Annotated in this window: 12 protein-coding genes and 2 other annotated features; of the genes, 3 read left to right on the top strand and 9 right to left on the bottom strand. The window is 39.7% G+C overall.

Annotation, left to right across the window (positions count from 1 at the left end; genetic code table 11):
* The 8 genes from QNH29_RS09625 to bglB form a co-directional block, all read right to left on the bottom strand.
* Complete coding sequence (locus QNH29_RS09625) at positions 1–1,743, bottom strand: ABC transporter ATP-binding protein (RefSeq protein WP_283864569.1); 1,743 nt, start codon at positions 1,741–1,743, stop codon at positions 1–3.
* Between the two features lie 120 nt (positions 1,744–1,863).
* Entirely contained in the window at positions 1,864–2,178 is a 315-nt protein-coding gene (gene rhaM, locus QNH29_RS09620; protein WP_283864568.1) for an L-rhamnose mutarotase, read from the bottom strand.
* A 100-nt stretch (positions 2,179–2,278) separates the two neighbouring features.
* Positions 2,279–4,267, bottom strand: a complete 1,989-nt coding sequence (locus QNH29_RS09615; protein WP_283864567.1) for a beta-galactosidase — start codon at positions 4,265–4,267, stop codon at positions 2,279–2,281.
* 29 nt (positions 4,268–4,296) lie between these two features.
* A complete protein-coding gene (locus QNH29_RS09610; RefSeq protein WP_283864566.1) occupies positions 4,297–4,977 on the bottom strand; it encodes a rhamnogalacturonan acetylesterase in 681 nt (226 codons plus the stop codon).
* Positions 4,974–7,064, bottom strand: a complete 2,091-nt coding sequence (locus QNH29_RS09605) for a glycosyl hydrolase 115 family protein (RefSeq protein ID WP_283864565.1) — start codon at positions 7,062–7,064, stop codon at positions 4,974–4,976. Before QNH29_RS09605 ends, QNH29_RS09610 begins: the two co-directional genes overlap by 4 nt.
* Before the next feature lie 86 nt (positions 7,065–7,150).
* Positions 7,151–8,182 (bottom strand): glycoside hydrolase family 88/105 protein, encoded by a 1,032-nt coding sequence (locus tag QNH29_RS09600; protein ID WP_283864564.1) that lies wholly within the window; start codon positions 8,180–8,182, stop codon positions 7,151–7,153.
* 238 nt (positions 8,183–8,420) lie between these two features.
* Positions 8,421–9,734, bottom strand: a complete 1,314-nt coding sequence (locus QNH29_RS09595; RefSeq protein ID WP_283864563.1) for a Gfo/Idh/MocA family protein — start codon at positions 9,732–9,734, stop codon at positions 8,421–8,423.
* A 25-nt stretch (positions 9,735–9,759) separates the two neighbouring features.
* The gene (gene bglB, locus QNH29_RS09590; RefSeq protein WP_283864562.1) at positions 9,760–10,845 is read right to left on the bottom strand and encodes a beta-galactosidase BglB; all 1,086 of its coding nucleotides are present in this window, start codon (positions 10,843–10,845) and stop codon (positions 9,760–9,762) included.
* 336 nt (positions 10,846–11,181) lie between these two features.
* Here bglB and QNH29_RS09585 point away from each other — a divergent pair, with 336 nt between their 5' ends.
* The 3 genes from QNH29_RS09585 (at position 11,182) to QNH29_RS09575 (ending at position 16,231) form a co-directional block, all read left to right on the top strand.
* Positions 11,182–13,752, top strand: coding sequence for a rhamnogalacturonan lyase (locus QNH29_RS09585; protein WP_283864561.1), 2,571 nt, complete (start codon positions 11,182–11,184; stop codon positions 13,750–13,752).
* Between the two features lie 73 nt (positions 13,753–13,825).
* Positions 13,826–14,053, top strand: a binding site (T-box leader).
* 39 nt (positions 14,054–14,092) lie between these two features.
* Positions 14,093–14,314 (top strand) — a binding site (T-box leader).
* Positions 14,315–14,368: 54 nt separating this feature from the next.
* A complete protein-coding gene (gene thrS / locus QNH29_RS09580; protein ID WP_283864560.1) occupies positions 14,369–15,580 on the top strand; it encodes a threonine--tRNA ligase in 1,212 nt (403 codons plus the stop codon).
* A gap of 267 nt (positions 15,581–15,847) precedes the next feature.
* Positions 15,848–16,231, top strand: coding sequence for a DUF1398 family protein (locus tag QNH29_RS09575; RefSeq protein WP_283864559.1), 384 nt, complete (start codon positions 15,848–15,850; stop codon positions 16,229–16,231).
* A gap of 57 nt (positions 16,232–16,288) precedes the next feature.
* Here the strand turns inward: QNH29_RS09575 and QNH29_RS09570 are convergent, their stop codons facing one another.
* Positions 16,289–16,906 (bottom strand): NUDIX hydrolase, encoded by a 618-nt coding sequence (locus tag QNH29_RS09570; RefSeq protein ID WP_283864558.1) that lies wholly within the window; start codon positions 16,904–16,906, stop codon positions 16,289–16,291.
* Positions 16,907–17,024 lie beyond the last annotated feature (118 nt).

Genomic DNA, 17,024 nt, shown 5'->3' with positions numbered 1-17,024 from the left:
TCACTTCCTTGCCAATAGGTGAATGTCAAAGTTCCCATACTGATTCTGAAAGACATTGTAATAGTAACCTCTTTTCAAAAGTAACTCTTCATGAGTCCCTCTTTCAATGATTTTCCCATCATCCATGACCAGAATTAAATCGGCTTCCTTTACAGAGGAAATACGATGAGCAATAATAAAACACGTTTTGTTTTGCTGGATGGAATTTAACGTGTGTTGAATTCGTTCTTCTGTCTCCATATCCACGCTTGAGGTGGTATCGTCCAAAATAAGAATATTGGGATCTTTAAGAAGCGCCCTAGCAAGAGCAATTCGCTGTTTCTGTCCTCCGGATAGACCTACGCCCCTCTCTCCAACAATGGTGTCGTAACCCTCTGGCATCGAACTAATAAAATCATGAGCCTCTGCTTTTCTTGCCGCTTCATAAACCTCTTCCAAAGTGGCAGTTGGATTTCCGTATGCGATGTTCCCTTCAATTGTATCGGAAAAAAGAAAAATATCCTGCATGACCATTCCCATTGAAGACCTTAATTCATGAATATCCCACTCCTTCACATTGATTCCACCTACAGTAACAGCACCACTGGTACTGTCGTAAAATCTGCTGAGCAGGTTAACTAAAGTCGATTTACCTGAACCTGTTGGACCGATAATACCTACTGTCTGCCCGGGACGTGCAACAAAGCTGATGTCTTCTAACACCATGCCATCTCCATAACTGAAATAAACTTTTTCAAACTCTACCGTCCCGACAGCTGTCTGGGTATTTTGTTCATCACCACTGGTGATTTGTGATTTAGTTTCAAGGAGATCTTCCACTTTTTCAGCAGATGCAATAAATCTTTGAACATCATTAATCAGCCAGCCTGCCATTCGCATTGGGTTATTTAGCGCCCAAATTAAGGAATTAAAAACGACAAGTTCTCCAATGGTAAGTGACCCCGAAATAACCATGGTACCGCCGACTAAAATCATCACTACCGTTAGGACACCTGCAAGCGAATCCAATACAGGTAAATTTTTCTCCCACACTTTTGCCGATTGTAGATTTCGTTCTTTAAAACCCTCGTTTTCAATTGAAAACTTCTCAATCTCATAGCCTTCCTTCGCAAAAGCTTTGACTACCCTGTTTCCGCTGATATTCTCTTGCACCACTGAATTTAGCCGGGCAAACTGGTTTCTAATTTCTGTAAACGTCGGCTTCACGTCCCGGGATAATCGGTAAGCAAAGAAACCAATTATTGGTGCGATGGTTAGAATGGCTAGAGTTAATGGCGGATGAATCGTAAACATAAATATAATAGCGAAGAGTAAGATTGTTGCATTTTCAAAAATCATATAAATCGTCCAAGCTGTAAAATGCCGAATCGCTTCCATGTCACCTGTCATACGGGCCATAATATCTCCTGTTTTGGTCCGATTATAAAAGGAAAAATCCAATTGCAGCAGGCGATTATAAAGGTTTTCTCTCATGGTAAAAATGACGCTTTGGGATATTTTTTCAAACATGATCTGATATCCGTAGCGAACGGAAGTCCTGACGACTGTTATTCCAATCATGGTTGCTAACAATGTCCATAACAAACCTTTATTTTCACCAAACATGACATCATCGACGATTTTTCCTGCCAGATAAGGATTTACCATATTAAGTGCTGATACCACTAGTGCCAGCAGCAAACCACAAAATAGCCTGATTTTATGGTTTCGTATATAACTCCACGCCCATCGCAAACTTTGCATACAACCTCGCCTCCTTTGAAACATAAATCAATATTATTTAGTAACTCTAAAAGTTATGCAATAAAGAGGTACTTTTCTTAAAAAAACCACCAATTTGTTTTGGCGGTCCTAAATTAACGATTAATCTAAATAAAACACCTGCTTTAATTCAACAGAAACCGGGCTATTATCGGGGTTTGTTTCCATAATATCCTTCATATAAGCCCACCACTTTTGACAAATCTCCGTTTCGGCCATTTTATTCCACGTTTCTTCACTCTCAATTTCCACATAAGCGAACAGGGTATCGGTGTTTTCGTCTAAAAATATAGAGTAATGATGTGCGCCGTGATTCTTTAGCTCTGTTTCCATTTCCGGCCATAACTCGTCATGGCGTTTCTTATACTCCTCCTGATTTCCAGGGAATAACTTCATAATGGATGCTTTACGGATCATTTTAATTCCTCCTTATGTATTTGGAAGAACCCCGCCATGAGGTCCATTTTTCCTTTTTCTTTCCTCGTTTGGGCTTCATAAACTCTGATTTATGAATAGCCTAGTTGTTAAATCTAATCCTCTTATACTCAAATCTGCCAAGTTCAAGTTTACCAGCTTGTACCATCCTATTAGTCTGTAAATCTATGCCAGCATATGGGATTGTGACGGAGCCGCCATTGCCATCCATGTTGATGATAAACCAGACGATGTAATCATCACCTTGTCTTGGAGCGACGATGGTACCTTTAGACACATCGGTTCTCATTGTAAGATTTGCCTCTTGCGAATAGTGGTCAACTAGTTTCTGCAAGAGTAAGTCTCCCTCGTCCCCTAAAGGCAATGACCCTAGCATGACAATTTTGCCCGCCCCCAGCCTTGTCTCTGTGATAAAGGCTTTGCCCTTAGAAAGCCCCTCTTCAATAATTCCAACTCCATTCTTGGGATCAGCTTCAAAAACAGAGCTCCATAATCCTAATGGCGCAGAAATGTCAAAAGCGCGCCCAATCGTACCTGTGCCCTCCATTGGGTAAGTGTAAAGCACTTCAACACCAGCAAGTTTCTCTAACTCACCTAATGCTCTATCTTTATGAATAGTATGATTTTCAGTGCGGCCGCCTGTTAATGGTCCGGCAATCCAAATGCCGCCATTTTCCACAAACTGTTTCGCACGCGCGATATAATCAGAAGATAAATAATGAATAAACGGTGTGAACAGTAGTTTATACCCGTCCAAGCTTGCTCCTTCTGGTATAACATCACGGTGAATTCCCATTTCTACTATCCGTTTGTAGAAATCGGTAATCAATGTACGGTGATTTAACTCTCGATGAGGTTCCGTTTTTAAAAAAGCTTTTGCTCGATCGGAATAGGTAATCGCCAATTCGGCTTGAGAGGGTTTAGTCGCCGTGATAATCCCTTCTATTTCCTTTCTCATCGCTTCTACTTCTAACACATTTGCATAACCAACTGTAGGTTTTCCCCACGCACTAATAACAGATCCATGAGGCTGTTCGCAGCCTGCACGCTGCTGTCTCCATAACCAGTAACAAAAAGCTTCTGCACCTAATGCGTAGGCGGCGGCGGCTTCTGCTTTTAAGTACCCATTTGGATGAGGACTTGCGTAACTTTCTAATGATGCGGCATAGGATGGACTCGTCTCCATCACCCAGTAATTTCTGCCTTTTTTGAAGTTTCTCCACAAATCATTATTGATTAAATAATTTTCGACGTAATCAACCGTTGCATAAGTGTCAAACGATGCAAAGTCTAGGTTTTTGAACAATCTTTCATTATCTACACTAAAGAAAACAGAACTGTTATGCGTAATTCGCGCGGTTGAATGCTTTCTAATAATTTCTGCTTGTTCATCAGAAAACTCAGCTATTTTCTCCATTGAAAAAATTTGGTACATCGTACTTAACGATGAGTTGTGTAAAAAAGGTGCTGGTCCAGGCTGGGGTACCTGTTCAAATCGGTTATAATATTCACTCCATATCTTTGTACCCCATGCATCATTTAAGTTTTCTACTGTTTCATAACGAGTCTTCAACCATTGATGCCATTGCTCTTTACAGGTTTGACACATACATTCGCTGACATGACATTTGAACTCATTATCAATCTGCCAGCCGATGACTCCTGGCAAGCTGCCAACTGCTTTGGCCAGATTTTCGGTAATCAGCGCTGCTCTTTCTCTAAAATAGGGATTGTTCGTACAAGCATGCTGCCTGGAACCATGTCCCATTACTTTTCCATCACGATCCACATACATCCGCTCGGGATGTCCATCCGTGAACCAGATTGGCGGAGTTGGCGTCGGCGTACACATGACAGTTTCAATCCCATTTTCATAGAGCTTTTCTATGGTGTTAACAAAAAAACTGAGATTAAACTTACCCTCTTCCGGCTCCATCGTATGCCACGCAAATTCACCGATTCTGACTACATTAATACCGGTTTCCTTCATCAATCTGATGTCTTCTTCCATCGCCTTTTCATCCCAAAGCTCTGGATAATAGGCCGCTCCATGATATAACTTTTTACCCATATTTTTCACCTCGTCAGACTATCAATCTATTATTTTATATAAGGCACTATCGGCAGCTGCAGTTCTTTAATGCCTTCAATCACGAGCTTTCCAACTTCCAGTGCACCATGTTCGCAAAAGTGTGTGTTATCCTCAATTCCATCAGGGTAATTAGGATGTTCATTGGCAGCGAATTGCGTGAACAATTTTCTTGACCCTTCAACTCCTAATGTTTCATAAAGCTTTTCTGTTTTTTCCCATAGATTGATAAGCTGGACATCTAATTTTTCGGCTAACTGAATCATTGATGTTGGATAGTCCCCAAGAGTATTTAATAGTCCTTGTTCATTAAAATTTCTCCGATGTACAGAAGTAACTAAGATGGGAATTGCTCCTCTCTCTCGTGCTCCATTAATATATTCAGTCAAATATGACTGGTAAGTAGTAAACGGCTGTGTACCAAATGATTTTTGGTCATTATGTCCGAATTGAATAAACAGGTAATCGTCAGGCTGAATGAACTCAAGGATAATATCCAAATAACCTATTTCAATAAAAGTATTGGTACTTGCTCCACCCTTTGCAAAATTAAGTACCTTTACTTCCTTTGTAAAAAAAGATTGAAACAATTGTCCCCAGCCAGCCATTGGTGCCTCATTACGGGGGCAGCTTGCAACGGTTGAATCTCCTGCTAAGAATATATGGATAGGTTTCAATTCCTTATTTATCACCTTTTTTCCTCCTTTATAATGAAGAATTTTTCTGCAAGCCGTTTGGCTAATTCATCATCTGACAACGGATTTCGGTGGGTATTCTCTAAATAAATGTACTTTTCCGTTTCCGGCATGAGGTATTCTTTATACCAAAGGAAGAAATCAGGACAGTCTCCCTGCATCCTTAGAAACTTACGCAGTGCTTCTAGCGCATAAATGGTACTGTCTATGTTGGTTAACCAATCTCCCCGATAAAAATGTTTCCACTTCCCATGTTCTGCCCGCTTTAAAGCTTGTTTCGATTCCTTGTAATAATCAATTGAACGTGATGCGTGGACAAAAGCAACCGGATAATCATTCTTGGTAAAAGAAATATAAGCGTCACAAAGGGAGATAAACCCTTTACATCCAGAGGCATGTAACTCACCCTGCAGCAACAGTTGATCAGCGAAACGCTGTCGGTCTTCTTCTGGCAGTTGTAAAGAGAGACTCCGGCACTGCTGTAAAAATGCTTCCCAGCCGGTTAACCCATGCTGACATTTTTCCATAAACCATTTCACTTGATCGGTAAATGAAATTTCACCAGTAGCCCAATACAATTTTTCCAGCGGAACATTGGTTTTTCCTTGCAGCCAATATCCTAAAATTTTCCTTGCAGGATGATGATAAAATTCGTCTCCAGCTTTGTCATCTGGATTAGGACCATAGGGAATACTCTTTGCAAAATAACTTCTATAAAGCTGGGCGATTTCTTTCGTATTCGTTTTATATAGACGCTTAACAAATGTCATTAAGTGCTCTTCAATATCCATTGTGCCGTTATTCCATAATTGGCTGACAATATCCAGCGGGTAGAGATGCATGCGGATATTGCCGCTATTTAGGAGCAAGTAAGATACAGCACCTGCTTCAAACGCCTTTTCCAGCTCCTCTTTTAGCAGTTCCGGTTGAGACGGAAACATGGTTAAATGATTAGAAGCCTGGAGGTCATGGAAAGTGATATGATAATAAATTCCATGTTCCCCGCTGTCCTCTGCAGAAGGAAGAGAAGGAATTCGGTAGTTTTCATTTCCTTGTCTCCTGGACACCATCTTGCCATAACCGTTATCTGCCCATATTTTTATAACATCTTCGGGTACCTTTATATGTCCTGCTTTGTATAGTTCTGAAATTTCTCCATATAAAGCCATGGAGCAGACTGGATGTTCTACTGATTTGCTGATCATTTCATATTGTCTGCGGACGACCTTGGAAATCATGGCACCTCGTTTTTCCGGCGTATCAAATTGTGGATCATAGTGCCAGAATGGGGCATCTCCCTGGCCGCGAAACGAAAGAACCCATACTACTTTCTGATTCTTTTGCTTTTGAATGGCTTCTTCCCATAGAGACTCAAATAATTCTGGTTGGTCCTTATAGCTGGGGGTTTTACCAGGAAATGCCCTTAAAAACATTTCGGCACCTAACGGCTCAGCGTGATGATGGGTCACCCATAATCCCATTTCAGCAGCTAACTCAGCATGAATCCCATGCTTTGGAAGATCGGTACCAGGGATAACCATATTCCCCCCGCACCTTAATAAAGCTTCGAAAACTGGAAACCATATTTCCTCTGTTGGCGGGTATTCTTCTTTCCATCCAATGAGACAAACCTCATCATTAACAAACCAACCACGGTACTTTACCGCTTTTTCTAGTGAAAGGTAATCATTTGTTGGAATATGTATGGCAGTCTTTTGTTTTACAGGAATATCACCCCAATACCAGAAAGGGTCTACCTCTAAATATTGACGGCTGTATTCTAGCAAACCGTAAACGATTCCTAAATCATCATAACCGATAATATGAAATGACCATTTTCCGTTATTTTCAATAAAACGGTAGCTATATGCTTCAGGTCTTGCTGGACAGTCTTTGTCATTTGCTGCATACCTTATAACCAAATCCGCTTCTTCGGAAAAAGATGTTTCTACTCTCAGCGGTTTTCCGAATACTTTGGTATGATCTCTCGTAATCATATCTACTGCATGCTTTACGGGAGCAGGTATATATTCTGGTACGGATAAAATAGAATTACCATCAATCACGACATAGGAAGAACTCATTTTCCCCCTCCTCTAACCTAGTAAATAATAAGTCTATTATTCAAAATAACCTGTGGAAGTTTGCCGCATTCCACAGGTTATTATATTTAACGATTATTTTCTTCTCTTTTTAATAGTAAGGATAAGAATGCCAGGACTAGCCCTTGCCCCCATCCCTGTACTCGTTTATACGGAACTTCTCTGTAACCATCAGCATCAAACATGACAGCTGTTCCTGCAGAAACTCCCATAACCGAACCGTCTTGTCTTATTTGAGCAAGGATTCCATCGACTGACCTTTGAATATATTTGTTATATACTTTCCCGCTTGTTAACAATGCACCGGCAATTCCGGCTGAACCAGAAGTTTCAAGATAAGAATCTGGGTCGTCTAGAATGGTATGCCATAAACCTGTCTCCGATTGTAAGCGGACCAAAGCACTTAACTGATCCCGTAAGGAACCTTGAATAATCATAAACGAAGGGTGCTGAACTTCTATTAGTTCAAGAGCTCGTGCCATGGTGTACGCTGCCCAGCTGTTTCCTCTTGCCCAAAAAATTCCTGACATGTGGTTTTGTGCAATGTTATCCCAGCCGTGATAATAAAGGTGGGTCATATCATCTTGAAGAAACTCTTCATGTCCATGATATTGCTTTAATCCAAAGTTAAAATAATCTTCCCTTTCTAGCAAGTTACCGATTCTCAATAAGAAATATCCTGCCATAAACATGGTATCCACCCATGCCTGCTCAGGAAATTGGTATTTTTCACCATTTACTGTATGCTGCAGGACACCATCAGCAAAGCGCTCGGCATCATGAAGTAGATAATCCGCCATTTTTACAGCTGTGTCTATATATTTTTCTTCATTCGTCGCTTTATATAGTGTTAAAAGAACGTGGCCTATGGAAGAAGCATTTACCGTTAATCTCGGCAGCCCATCTTCTAATTCTGAATCAACCCAAGACCTAATGGCTTGTAGATATTTTTCATTACCGGTTGCTTCATAGGCTTCCGCTACACCGAAAAAGGCAACTCCTCCTGGCCAATCCCAGCCGAAATCCATGTTAAAGGTTCGCTCAACGACCCGTTCAATTGCCTGTGAAATCTTGGTTTCCTCAAGTACTAAGTGTGGCATTTTTATCCTCCTTTATCTGGAACCATGAGGCACGTTTGATTCCCTCTATCTTGATTTTCCTGCTTCGATGGTAACCAAAACACCTCTTGATTCCCTCTACCTTGATTTCCCTGCTTCAACGGTAACCAAAACCATTCTTTGGTTCCTTCTATCTCGATTTTCCTGCTTCAACGGTAACCAAAACCATTCTTTGGGTCCCCCTATCTCGATTTTCCTGCTTCGAGGGTAATCAAAAACTCTATAACACAGCCTTTGAGAAATTTACGTTACTTTTCAATAATTCTTTAATCTTCATTGGCTTATTTTCTTTCACGGAACGCCATACACCTTCACCAACGGCAATGGAGTATGCTCCTGCCTCAGCACCCGCTAAAATGGAGTAAGAGCGAGTCTGATCGACTCCCATGAAGAGATCCTCTAACAATACTGGGTCGCCGCCGCCGTGTCCCCCTCCAGTTTGGAGAACTTGAATCGTCTCTTTAGCCCCGCCAAATAGTGGAAAGAACTCAATGGTTTGTTCTGGAACCGAAAATGGAATTCGGCTTGGTTCGTGAAATTCAGTTGTTTCAATTCTTCCTTTTGTTCCGTTAATGGCTAAACGGTAGCCTTCATATGGAAGTGAAAAGTTTACGGAATAGCTTAAGAAAGCACCTTTATCATATTTAACAGTGGCTACATACGTATCTTCGATTTCAATTTCGTAATCAAAGATACACGCATCAGGACGATAATGGGTATAGTTTTGGGCCGACTTTTCTATGCTGTCTGCTTGAATATGGTCATCTTTAACTGCTAAACTATTTCTACGGTTTGACCAGCGCATATAGTATGCACATGAGAGCCTTTCAACGCATGTACTACAATAGCGGTTGTCGGTCGTACTTGGATTAAATTCTCCGTCTTTACCGAAGTAGTTTAAGGCTCCATAGGCAAACACTTCTTCTGGATTTTGATCCAGCCACCAATTGACTAGGTCAAAATGATGTGTCGATTTATGAATCGATAATCCACCTGAAAAATTTCGGTTGCGGTTCCACCGTTTGAAGTAGCTGGCGCCATGATAAGTATCAATATACCAATTCAGATCAACTGAAGTGACTTTGCCGATTTTCCCTTCTAAAATCAGTTCTTTTATTTTTCGGTGAAACGGATTATAACGATAGTTAAAGGCGACAATTACTTTTCCCCTGCTATTCTTTTCTGCTTCTATTACTCTCCTTGCATCCGCTGCTTTTGTCACCATTGGTTTTTCTGTTATAACAGTCAAATCATTCTCTAAGCCAAGTAAAATATAATCGATATGAGTATCATCTCGGCTTGTTACAATAACAGTATCAGGAGTTGTTTCGCTAATCATTTGTTGGAATTGGTCTGGATGATAAGAGGGAACAGACTTTAATTCTTCGAAACTATCCTTGCAAATTTCAATTCTTCTTGGGTCACTGTCTAGTACGCCAACAATTTGGTTATTGGAGCCAAAATGATTAACAATAGAATTAATAAACATTCCTAATGCTCGATTACTTAATCCACAAACAACAATTTTATTCATGGTCTTCCCCCGATATCTCTTATTCTTATATTCTGTGATACAGGTATTCAACTAATGAGAGTATCGCCATTGATTGTCCATAAGGCATGGCCGTAACAGGAATTTGTTTGTAAAAATCTTGTGTTTCCCCCATTGCCGTTCCAGCAGAAACATGCTGCAATTCACCAGTTTCATCAATATTTTCAATCACAGCCTTTATTGCCTTTACTCCCATATTGATGTATTTTTTGTCGACATAGCGTTTACGGACACTTCTTAATGTTCCAAAGGCAAAACCAGCCGTACAAGATGCCTCGACATACGATGTTGGATCAAGCAGCAAGGTATGCCATAAACCGTTTTCATTTTGGCATGTTTCCAATGCTTCTAATTGCCTTTCGAGTGTATCAATCAACACTTGTCGTACTGGGTCATTCTCAGGGAGTTCTACTAAATCTAAAAATTCGGGAATGGCAATCGTAATCCATGAGTTCCCGCGACCCCACAATGCTTCCGCAAAATTGTGATTGCCTTCGAAGGTCCAGCCATGGAACCACAATCCCGTTTTCTTATCAAATAAGTATTTAATATGTATTAAAAATTGTTTTTTTGCCTCTTCTATATATTCCGGCTTATCTAGCAATAAACCAATCTTAGTTAAAGGCAAAACACTCATCATTAAGGTGTCATCCCATAATTGCTGGTAATTTTCATTTCCAAAAACAACGTGCTGGATTCCACCATCCTTTGTTCTTGGCATATCGTGATAAAGCCAGTCACCCCAGGTTTCTAAATAAGGCAGGTACGTTGGATTGCCTGTTTCTTCATACAAATATGCAAGCGTTAACATTTGTACCATCGTGTTTACATTTTTTTCGACAGGATGTTCTTTAAAATGATCATCAAACCACCTTACAATAATGTTTAATACTTCTTCTTTTTTGGTTAATTTATAATATTTCATCATTCCATAAAGGCCTACTCCGGCTGTCCATTCCCAATAGTTAAAACTCTTATTATCAATTTTTCTTCCATCCGAAAGAGGGATCGCGTATTTCCCATCAGGATCATTTAGGTTAATTAAATTATCAATTAGGAGCTCAATTTTTTGTTCAATTTCTGGTCTATGCATTGTATGAATTCCTCCTCGTTAGCAACATTTATTAAAAGATTCCTAGTATATACTGTTTCATTATATTTTAACTATTTTTCGGATTTAATTTAAAATTCAGTTTTTATTTATTAAAAAACAGTGATTTGTTAGATTTGAGGTACTCTTCATACCAGATAGTAGAATAATAGGTCATTTAGGCTGTGTAAATAGACTTAAACTGTAATTTTTATTACAAGATAGCACTGTTTTTTTATTAAAAAGAACTGATTATTAAATTTATTGTTCAGAATATTTAAAATAAAATTCTTTTGTAAGCGTGTACATCACTAATCAACAATAAGGAGGAAGCCAAATTTGAAGAAAAATTTTACAAAAAAAGTCCTTTCTACCGCAATTACTTTGCCCCTGCTCTTAACAGGTGTTTCGGGTGTATCTGCTGTCGGAATTCAGAAAAACAATGTTACTAGCAATCTTCCAGGCATCCAATTAGAGTATCTTGACAGAGGTTTAGTTGCAGCACCTACATCACAGGGTGTATTCCTAAGCTGGAGATTGTTAGCAAATGAAGTCACAGGTTACTCTGAAACTGGTTTAACTGGGGTAAACTTCAATGTATACCGTGATGGGAAAAAGATTGCAACAGTTGAAGACAGCACCAACTTTGTCGATCAAAATGGTAAATCCAATTCCCGCTATTATGTACGCTCCGTCTTAAATGGAAAGGAGCTTGATCAAAGTGCTTCCATATCACCTTGGAAGCAATCATATGTTGATTTACAGTTACAAAAGCCGGCAGATGGAGTTACCCCTGCAGGTGAGTATTATACCTATTCCGCTAATGATATGAGTGTCGGTGACGTTGATGGAGACGGTAAATATGAGTATTTTGTTAAGTGGGATCCTTCCAACTCCAAGGACGTTTCACAAGTAGGATACACTGGTAACACTTATATTGATTGTTATAAGTCTGATGGAACTCTGTTATATCGAATAGATTTAGGAGTAAATATCCGCTCTGGTGCACACTATACACAGTTCTTAGTTTATGATTTTGATGGTGACGGCAAATCTGAAATTATGTTCAAAACCGCCCCGGGAACCAAGGTTATCAAGTTTGATAAGAATGGAACTGTTACATCTGAAGAATTTATTACCCTTCTGCAAAAGGATATCGATGCTGGATATAGTAATGAAGATGATTACCGGATGAGCAGCGAAGATTATTATAATCATATGGTTAACATTTTTATGGGCTGGCATCAGCATGAAGAAGTAGTAAATGGAAATTGGCCAAGTACAGTTGAAGAAGCATTTGGAATTGAACAACAATATAGCTATCCATTAACAAAAGAAGATGCCGAAAAACTAACCGATTATTTCATGGATGTATATGCACCTTCTCGAAGTACAAGAAATAATCTGCGGGCATTCGAAGGATTTATTTTAGAAGGTCCAGAGTATTTAACCTTATTTAATGGGGAAACAGGCGAAGAAATGGATACAATCGATTATAAACCGGCTCGACATGATGATGGTCTTATGTGGGGGGACTATGCCATGGCTAGAATTGAACCGGGCAACCGGGTCGATCGTTTCCTTGCAAATGTCGCCTACCTAGATGGTGACAAACCATTTGCTGTGTTTGCACGCGGCTATTATACAAGATCCAATCTCGTTACATATAGCTGGGATGGAAAAAACCTGAAGGAAAACTGGGCCATTGACAGCGGTTGGACACCCATGACCAATCCATTTAATGATAGTCCGCATGGACGAGACGGAACAGATCCGGAATATGGCACTCTTACCACACAAGGTGCACACTCCCTAAGTGCTGCAGATGTTGATGGCGATGGAAAACAAGAAATCGTTTATGGCAGTGCGACCATTGATGATGATGGCTCTTTATTATACAGTTCAATGGATACCATGCCGGCAGAAAGTGGAGCACCTGGTACCACGGCTAGACTTGGCCATGGTGATGCGATGCATGTAACGGATATTGATCCGAACAGGCCTGGAATGGAGATATTTATGGTGCACGAAGGCGGAGCATGGGCACCGTACGGTTATTCATTACGGGATGCAAAAACAGGTGAGATTATTTATGGAGGCTATACGGGCAAGGATACTGGCCGCGGAATGGTTGGTGATATTGATCCATCCAAGCCTGGTTTAGAAACGTGGGCTAATACAGGGGTTGGATTATGGACAGCAGCCGGCCAAAAAATTTCATCTGCCGCTCCAGGTACGAACATGAATATTAAATGGGCATCTGATATGACCACTCAAATTGTAGATGGTTCAGGTAATGCCGATATCACTATTGAAGACTGGCAAAAAGGCAGAGCTCTTACAGCTGAAGGTACAAGATCTAATAATGGTACAAAGGGCAACCCAAGTTTAGTGGCAGATATTTTTGGAGACTGGAGAGAAGAACTTTTAGTAAGAACTGCGGATAGTTCAGCCATTCGTATTTACACGAATACTGAGGTGACAAACCACAAATTGTATACGTTAATGCACGATGCTCAATATCGTGCCGAAGTAGCAAGACAAAGTACCACTTATAATCAGCCATCCTATACAAGCTTCTACTTTGGTTCGGATACAAAATGGGCAAATGTTCCCGTCCCAAGCTTTTCCACACCTGGTGTATTGTCAGTGTTAGAAGGAGCGATGTCTGATTATCAAGCCAATGGAGAATTAACTGGACCGTTAGCTGCCAAATTAGAAAATACACTCAGACAAGCGAATCACCAATTTGAAAAAGGTTCTGTGGAACAGGCGTTGAAATTTATGGAGAAATTTAAATCTGAACTTAGCGAAACCACAAACGCAGCTAACCTTTCTGATAACGCTAGATTAAACTTATCACACAAAGCTGAATTATTAGTTGGAATGTGGGAAAGAATAAATAATTAATTACAAAAATAGGCATTTTACTATTGACGTACTGAAAAAATTATAATATTATTTCTTCAACATTCATTTACAAATTCAGGCAATGATAAGGACATGAATCATTCGCAGATTTTCTTTTGCAGAGAACAGGGTCACCGGCTGAAAGCCCTGTAGAAAAACGAATTGATTTACCACCTTGGAGCTATTATAGGGAATCACAGTATCTATAATCGGTAAATCCGTTATCTTTTTGAGCGTAAGGTATGCTGTTTCGTATACTTTACGGAATTAGGGTGGCACCACGACCACACTCGTCCCTATTATTGGGGAGGGTGTGGTCTTTTTTATTTAAAAATTATATAATCCAGCGTTGAAGAGGACATGAATCGTTCGTACATTTTCTTTATCAGAGAACAGGGTCACCGGCTGAAAGCCCTGTAGAAAACCGAAATGATTTACCACCTTGGAGCTATTATAGGGAAATCAAAGTATCTATATTCGGGTAATCCGTTATCTTTTTGAGCGTAAAGTAGCCTATACTTTACGGAATTAGGGTGGCACCACGACCACACTCGTCCCTATTATTGGGAAGAGTGTGGTCTTTTTTTTATATACAAAAAATTTAGGAGGAAGTAACATGTCTATTCAATCAGAAGCAGATCAAAGAAACCATAGAAAGTTAGGTCAGGAGTTAGAACTGTTCACTTCAATGGAAGAGGCGCCAGGAATGCCTTTTTTCTTACCAAACGGAATGGTGGTCCGAAATGAACTTGAAAATCTATGGAGAAAAAAACACAAAAAGGCTGGCTACCAGGAAATTAAAACACCTATCATGATGAAACAGGAACTTTGGGAACAGTCTGGTCACTGGGATCATTACCATGAAAATATGTATTTCAGTAATGTCGATGAACAGAATTATGCGATTAAGCCAATGAATTGTCCCGGAGCAATCTTAATTTTCAACAGCAAACGAAGAAGCTACCGAGAATTGCCGATTCGCTTTGCAGAGCTAGGATTGGTCCATAGGCATGAATTATCAGGTTCTTTAAATGGACTTTTACGCGTTCGTTCCTTTACTCAAGATGACGCCCATTTATTTGTACGGGTTGACCAGATTGAGTCTGAAATAGATAAGGTCCTTGAAATAGTGGATGAGTTTTACTCTCATTTTGGTTTTGACTATAAGGTTGAACTTTCCACTCGTCCAGATGAATTCATGGGATCTGAAGTAATTTGGGATCAAGCAGAAACAGCCCTGGAATCCGTTTTGCAAAGGAAAGGTGTTAAGTACCAATTAAACCCAGGTGATGGTGCATTTTATGGCCCAAAAATTGACTTTCACATTCTCGATTCACTCGGAAGAAGCTGGCAATGCGGTACAGTCCAACTGGATTTTCTAATGCCAAAAAAGTTTAATTGTTCGTATGTAGGTGAAGATAATAAACTGCACCAACCGGTTATGATTCATCGAGCCATATATGGTTCAGTGGAGCGGTTCATGGCTATTTTAATTGAACACTTTGCTGGGGAATTTCCTCTTTGGCTGTCACCAGTTCAAGCAAAAATAATCCCTATTGCTGATTCACATTCTGTGTACGCAGAACAGGTGAAATCTCAACTTGAATCAGCGGGAATACGAGTGGAAGTTGATCACAGGAATGAGAAGATGGGTTTGAAGATTAGAGAGGCTGAAAAACAAAAGATTCCTTACATGCTTGTGATTGGTAATAAAGAGGTTGAGAACCATTGCTTAGCGGTAAGAAAGAAAAAAGCAGGAAACGTTGGCGTGTTGAGCGTTGAAGCAATTATTGAACTGTTCATGGAAGAAATGAACCTTATTAGGTAAAATATCCTTCAGCCCGAAAGAATCCTAATTCTTTTGGGCCTTTTTCATTTAATTTGAAGCGAGTATGTTACCTTTTTCCCTTAAAACTCCCCCACATAGGCATGATACTCCGAGTATCGTTACTCTTTTTACTTAAAATTTCACCACACGGGTACGATTCTCCATCTTTTATATTTTCACCCATATGTCCATTTGGAATTACTCACTTAGGCATAGGAGCCTGCTTTTGGGTAAAAATATGCAGAAACCCTAGACGGAGGAACCACCATGATTAATAAACTAACGGAAAAAGAGTTACATAAAATAATCGAAAGAAGAAGTACAGGAAAAACAAGCTTCGCTGAATTTTTGGAGGAATTGTCTCAAATTGGGGTCATTCAATACGAGATCAATGTTGCTTCAGGTCAAGCCGGCTACAAAAGCGAGCACTCTGAAGTGAAAACAGACCCTCAAGTGGAATTCGTCATTTCGCATGATTTTAATAGAAACCAGGCAATACAAGCCATCGCCAACATTACACTTCCCTTTTTAGACTTTCTTAGAGATCTGGCTGCTGCAGGAGTTATAACCTATAACGTAAATATTATTGAAAAAAAGTCTACTTACGTTGGTATCAATGGCGAACAAATTGTAGAACCGCTGCAACAATAGTTCTATAAAAGCTCACAAAAAGCGTTAATCTTTTTAGATTAACGCCCTGATGGAGAATTAAATATGTGCTTTTATTTTCTGAAGAACGGTACTGTAAAATTTAGCCTGATGTGGTACAAATTTTTCCTTCCCGACAAGCTCTTCAAAATAAATTTTATTCCCATCTTTAGTTACTTCATATCCAATTGCTGTAATGAATTGTCTTTCACCTAACCAAAGTTCTACAAATTCATTAAATTCCACTTTTACAATACCAGCAACTTCCTCTTGAAGGTTAAAGTCATTAAAGTTTTTTTCACTTTTATACAGAAAAGTATGTGCGAATTCTTTATCAATAAAATCTCCATCCATTACACAATAGTCGATGACTCCTAGTGGAATTAATTCCCTAATATGAACGTTAATCCCCACCTCTTCCTTAATCTCCCTTACACCGTCCTCAACCGATTCGCTTGCCAATAAATGCCCAGCCACTGTAATATCCAAAAGATTTGGGTAGTCCTTTTTGGTTTTACTGCGAAGTTGTAAATAAAGATAATCCATTTCCTTTTCTTTGCTAATAAACCAACAATGAAAAGTTTCGTGCCAATAACCAAGTCTATGTACATCTTCGCGAGAAGCAATGCCTATAGGATTTCTGTTTTCGTCAAAAATTTTTAATTGTTCCGTCTCCATCCATTCTCCCCCCCTGCTGTTCCAGTATTAAATAACCATACAACCATTACATTGTATCACTATGAAAATTGAACAGCTATAACAGAAGAAAATGACTTGTGTGATTCACAAGCCATTA

Source organism: Neobacillus sp. DY30 (genome assembly GCF_030123065.1).
In the GTDB taxonomy this organism is placed as follows: domain Bacteria; phylum Bacillota; class Bacilli; order Bacillales; family Cytobacillaceae; genus Neobacillus.
Note: the sequence above shows the minus strand (reverse complement) of the source record. Positions and strands in the feature narration are given on the sequence as shown.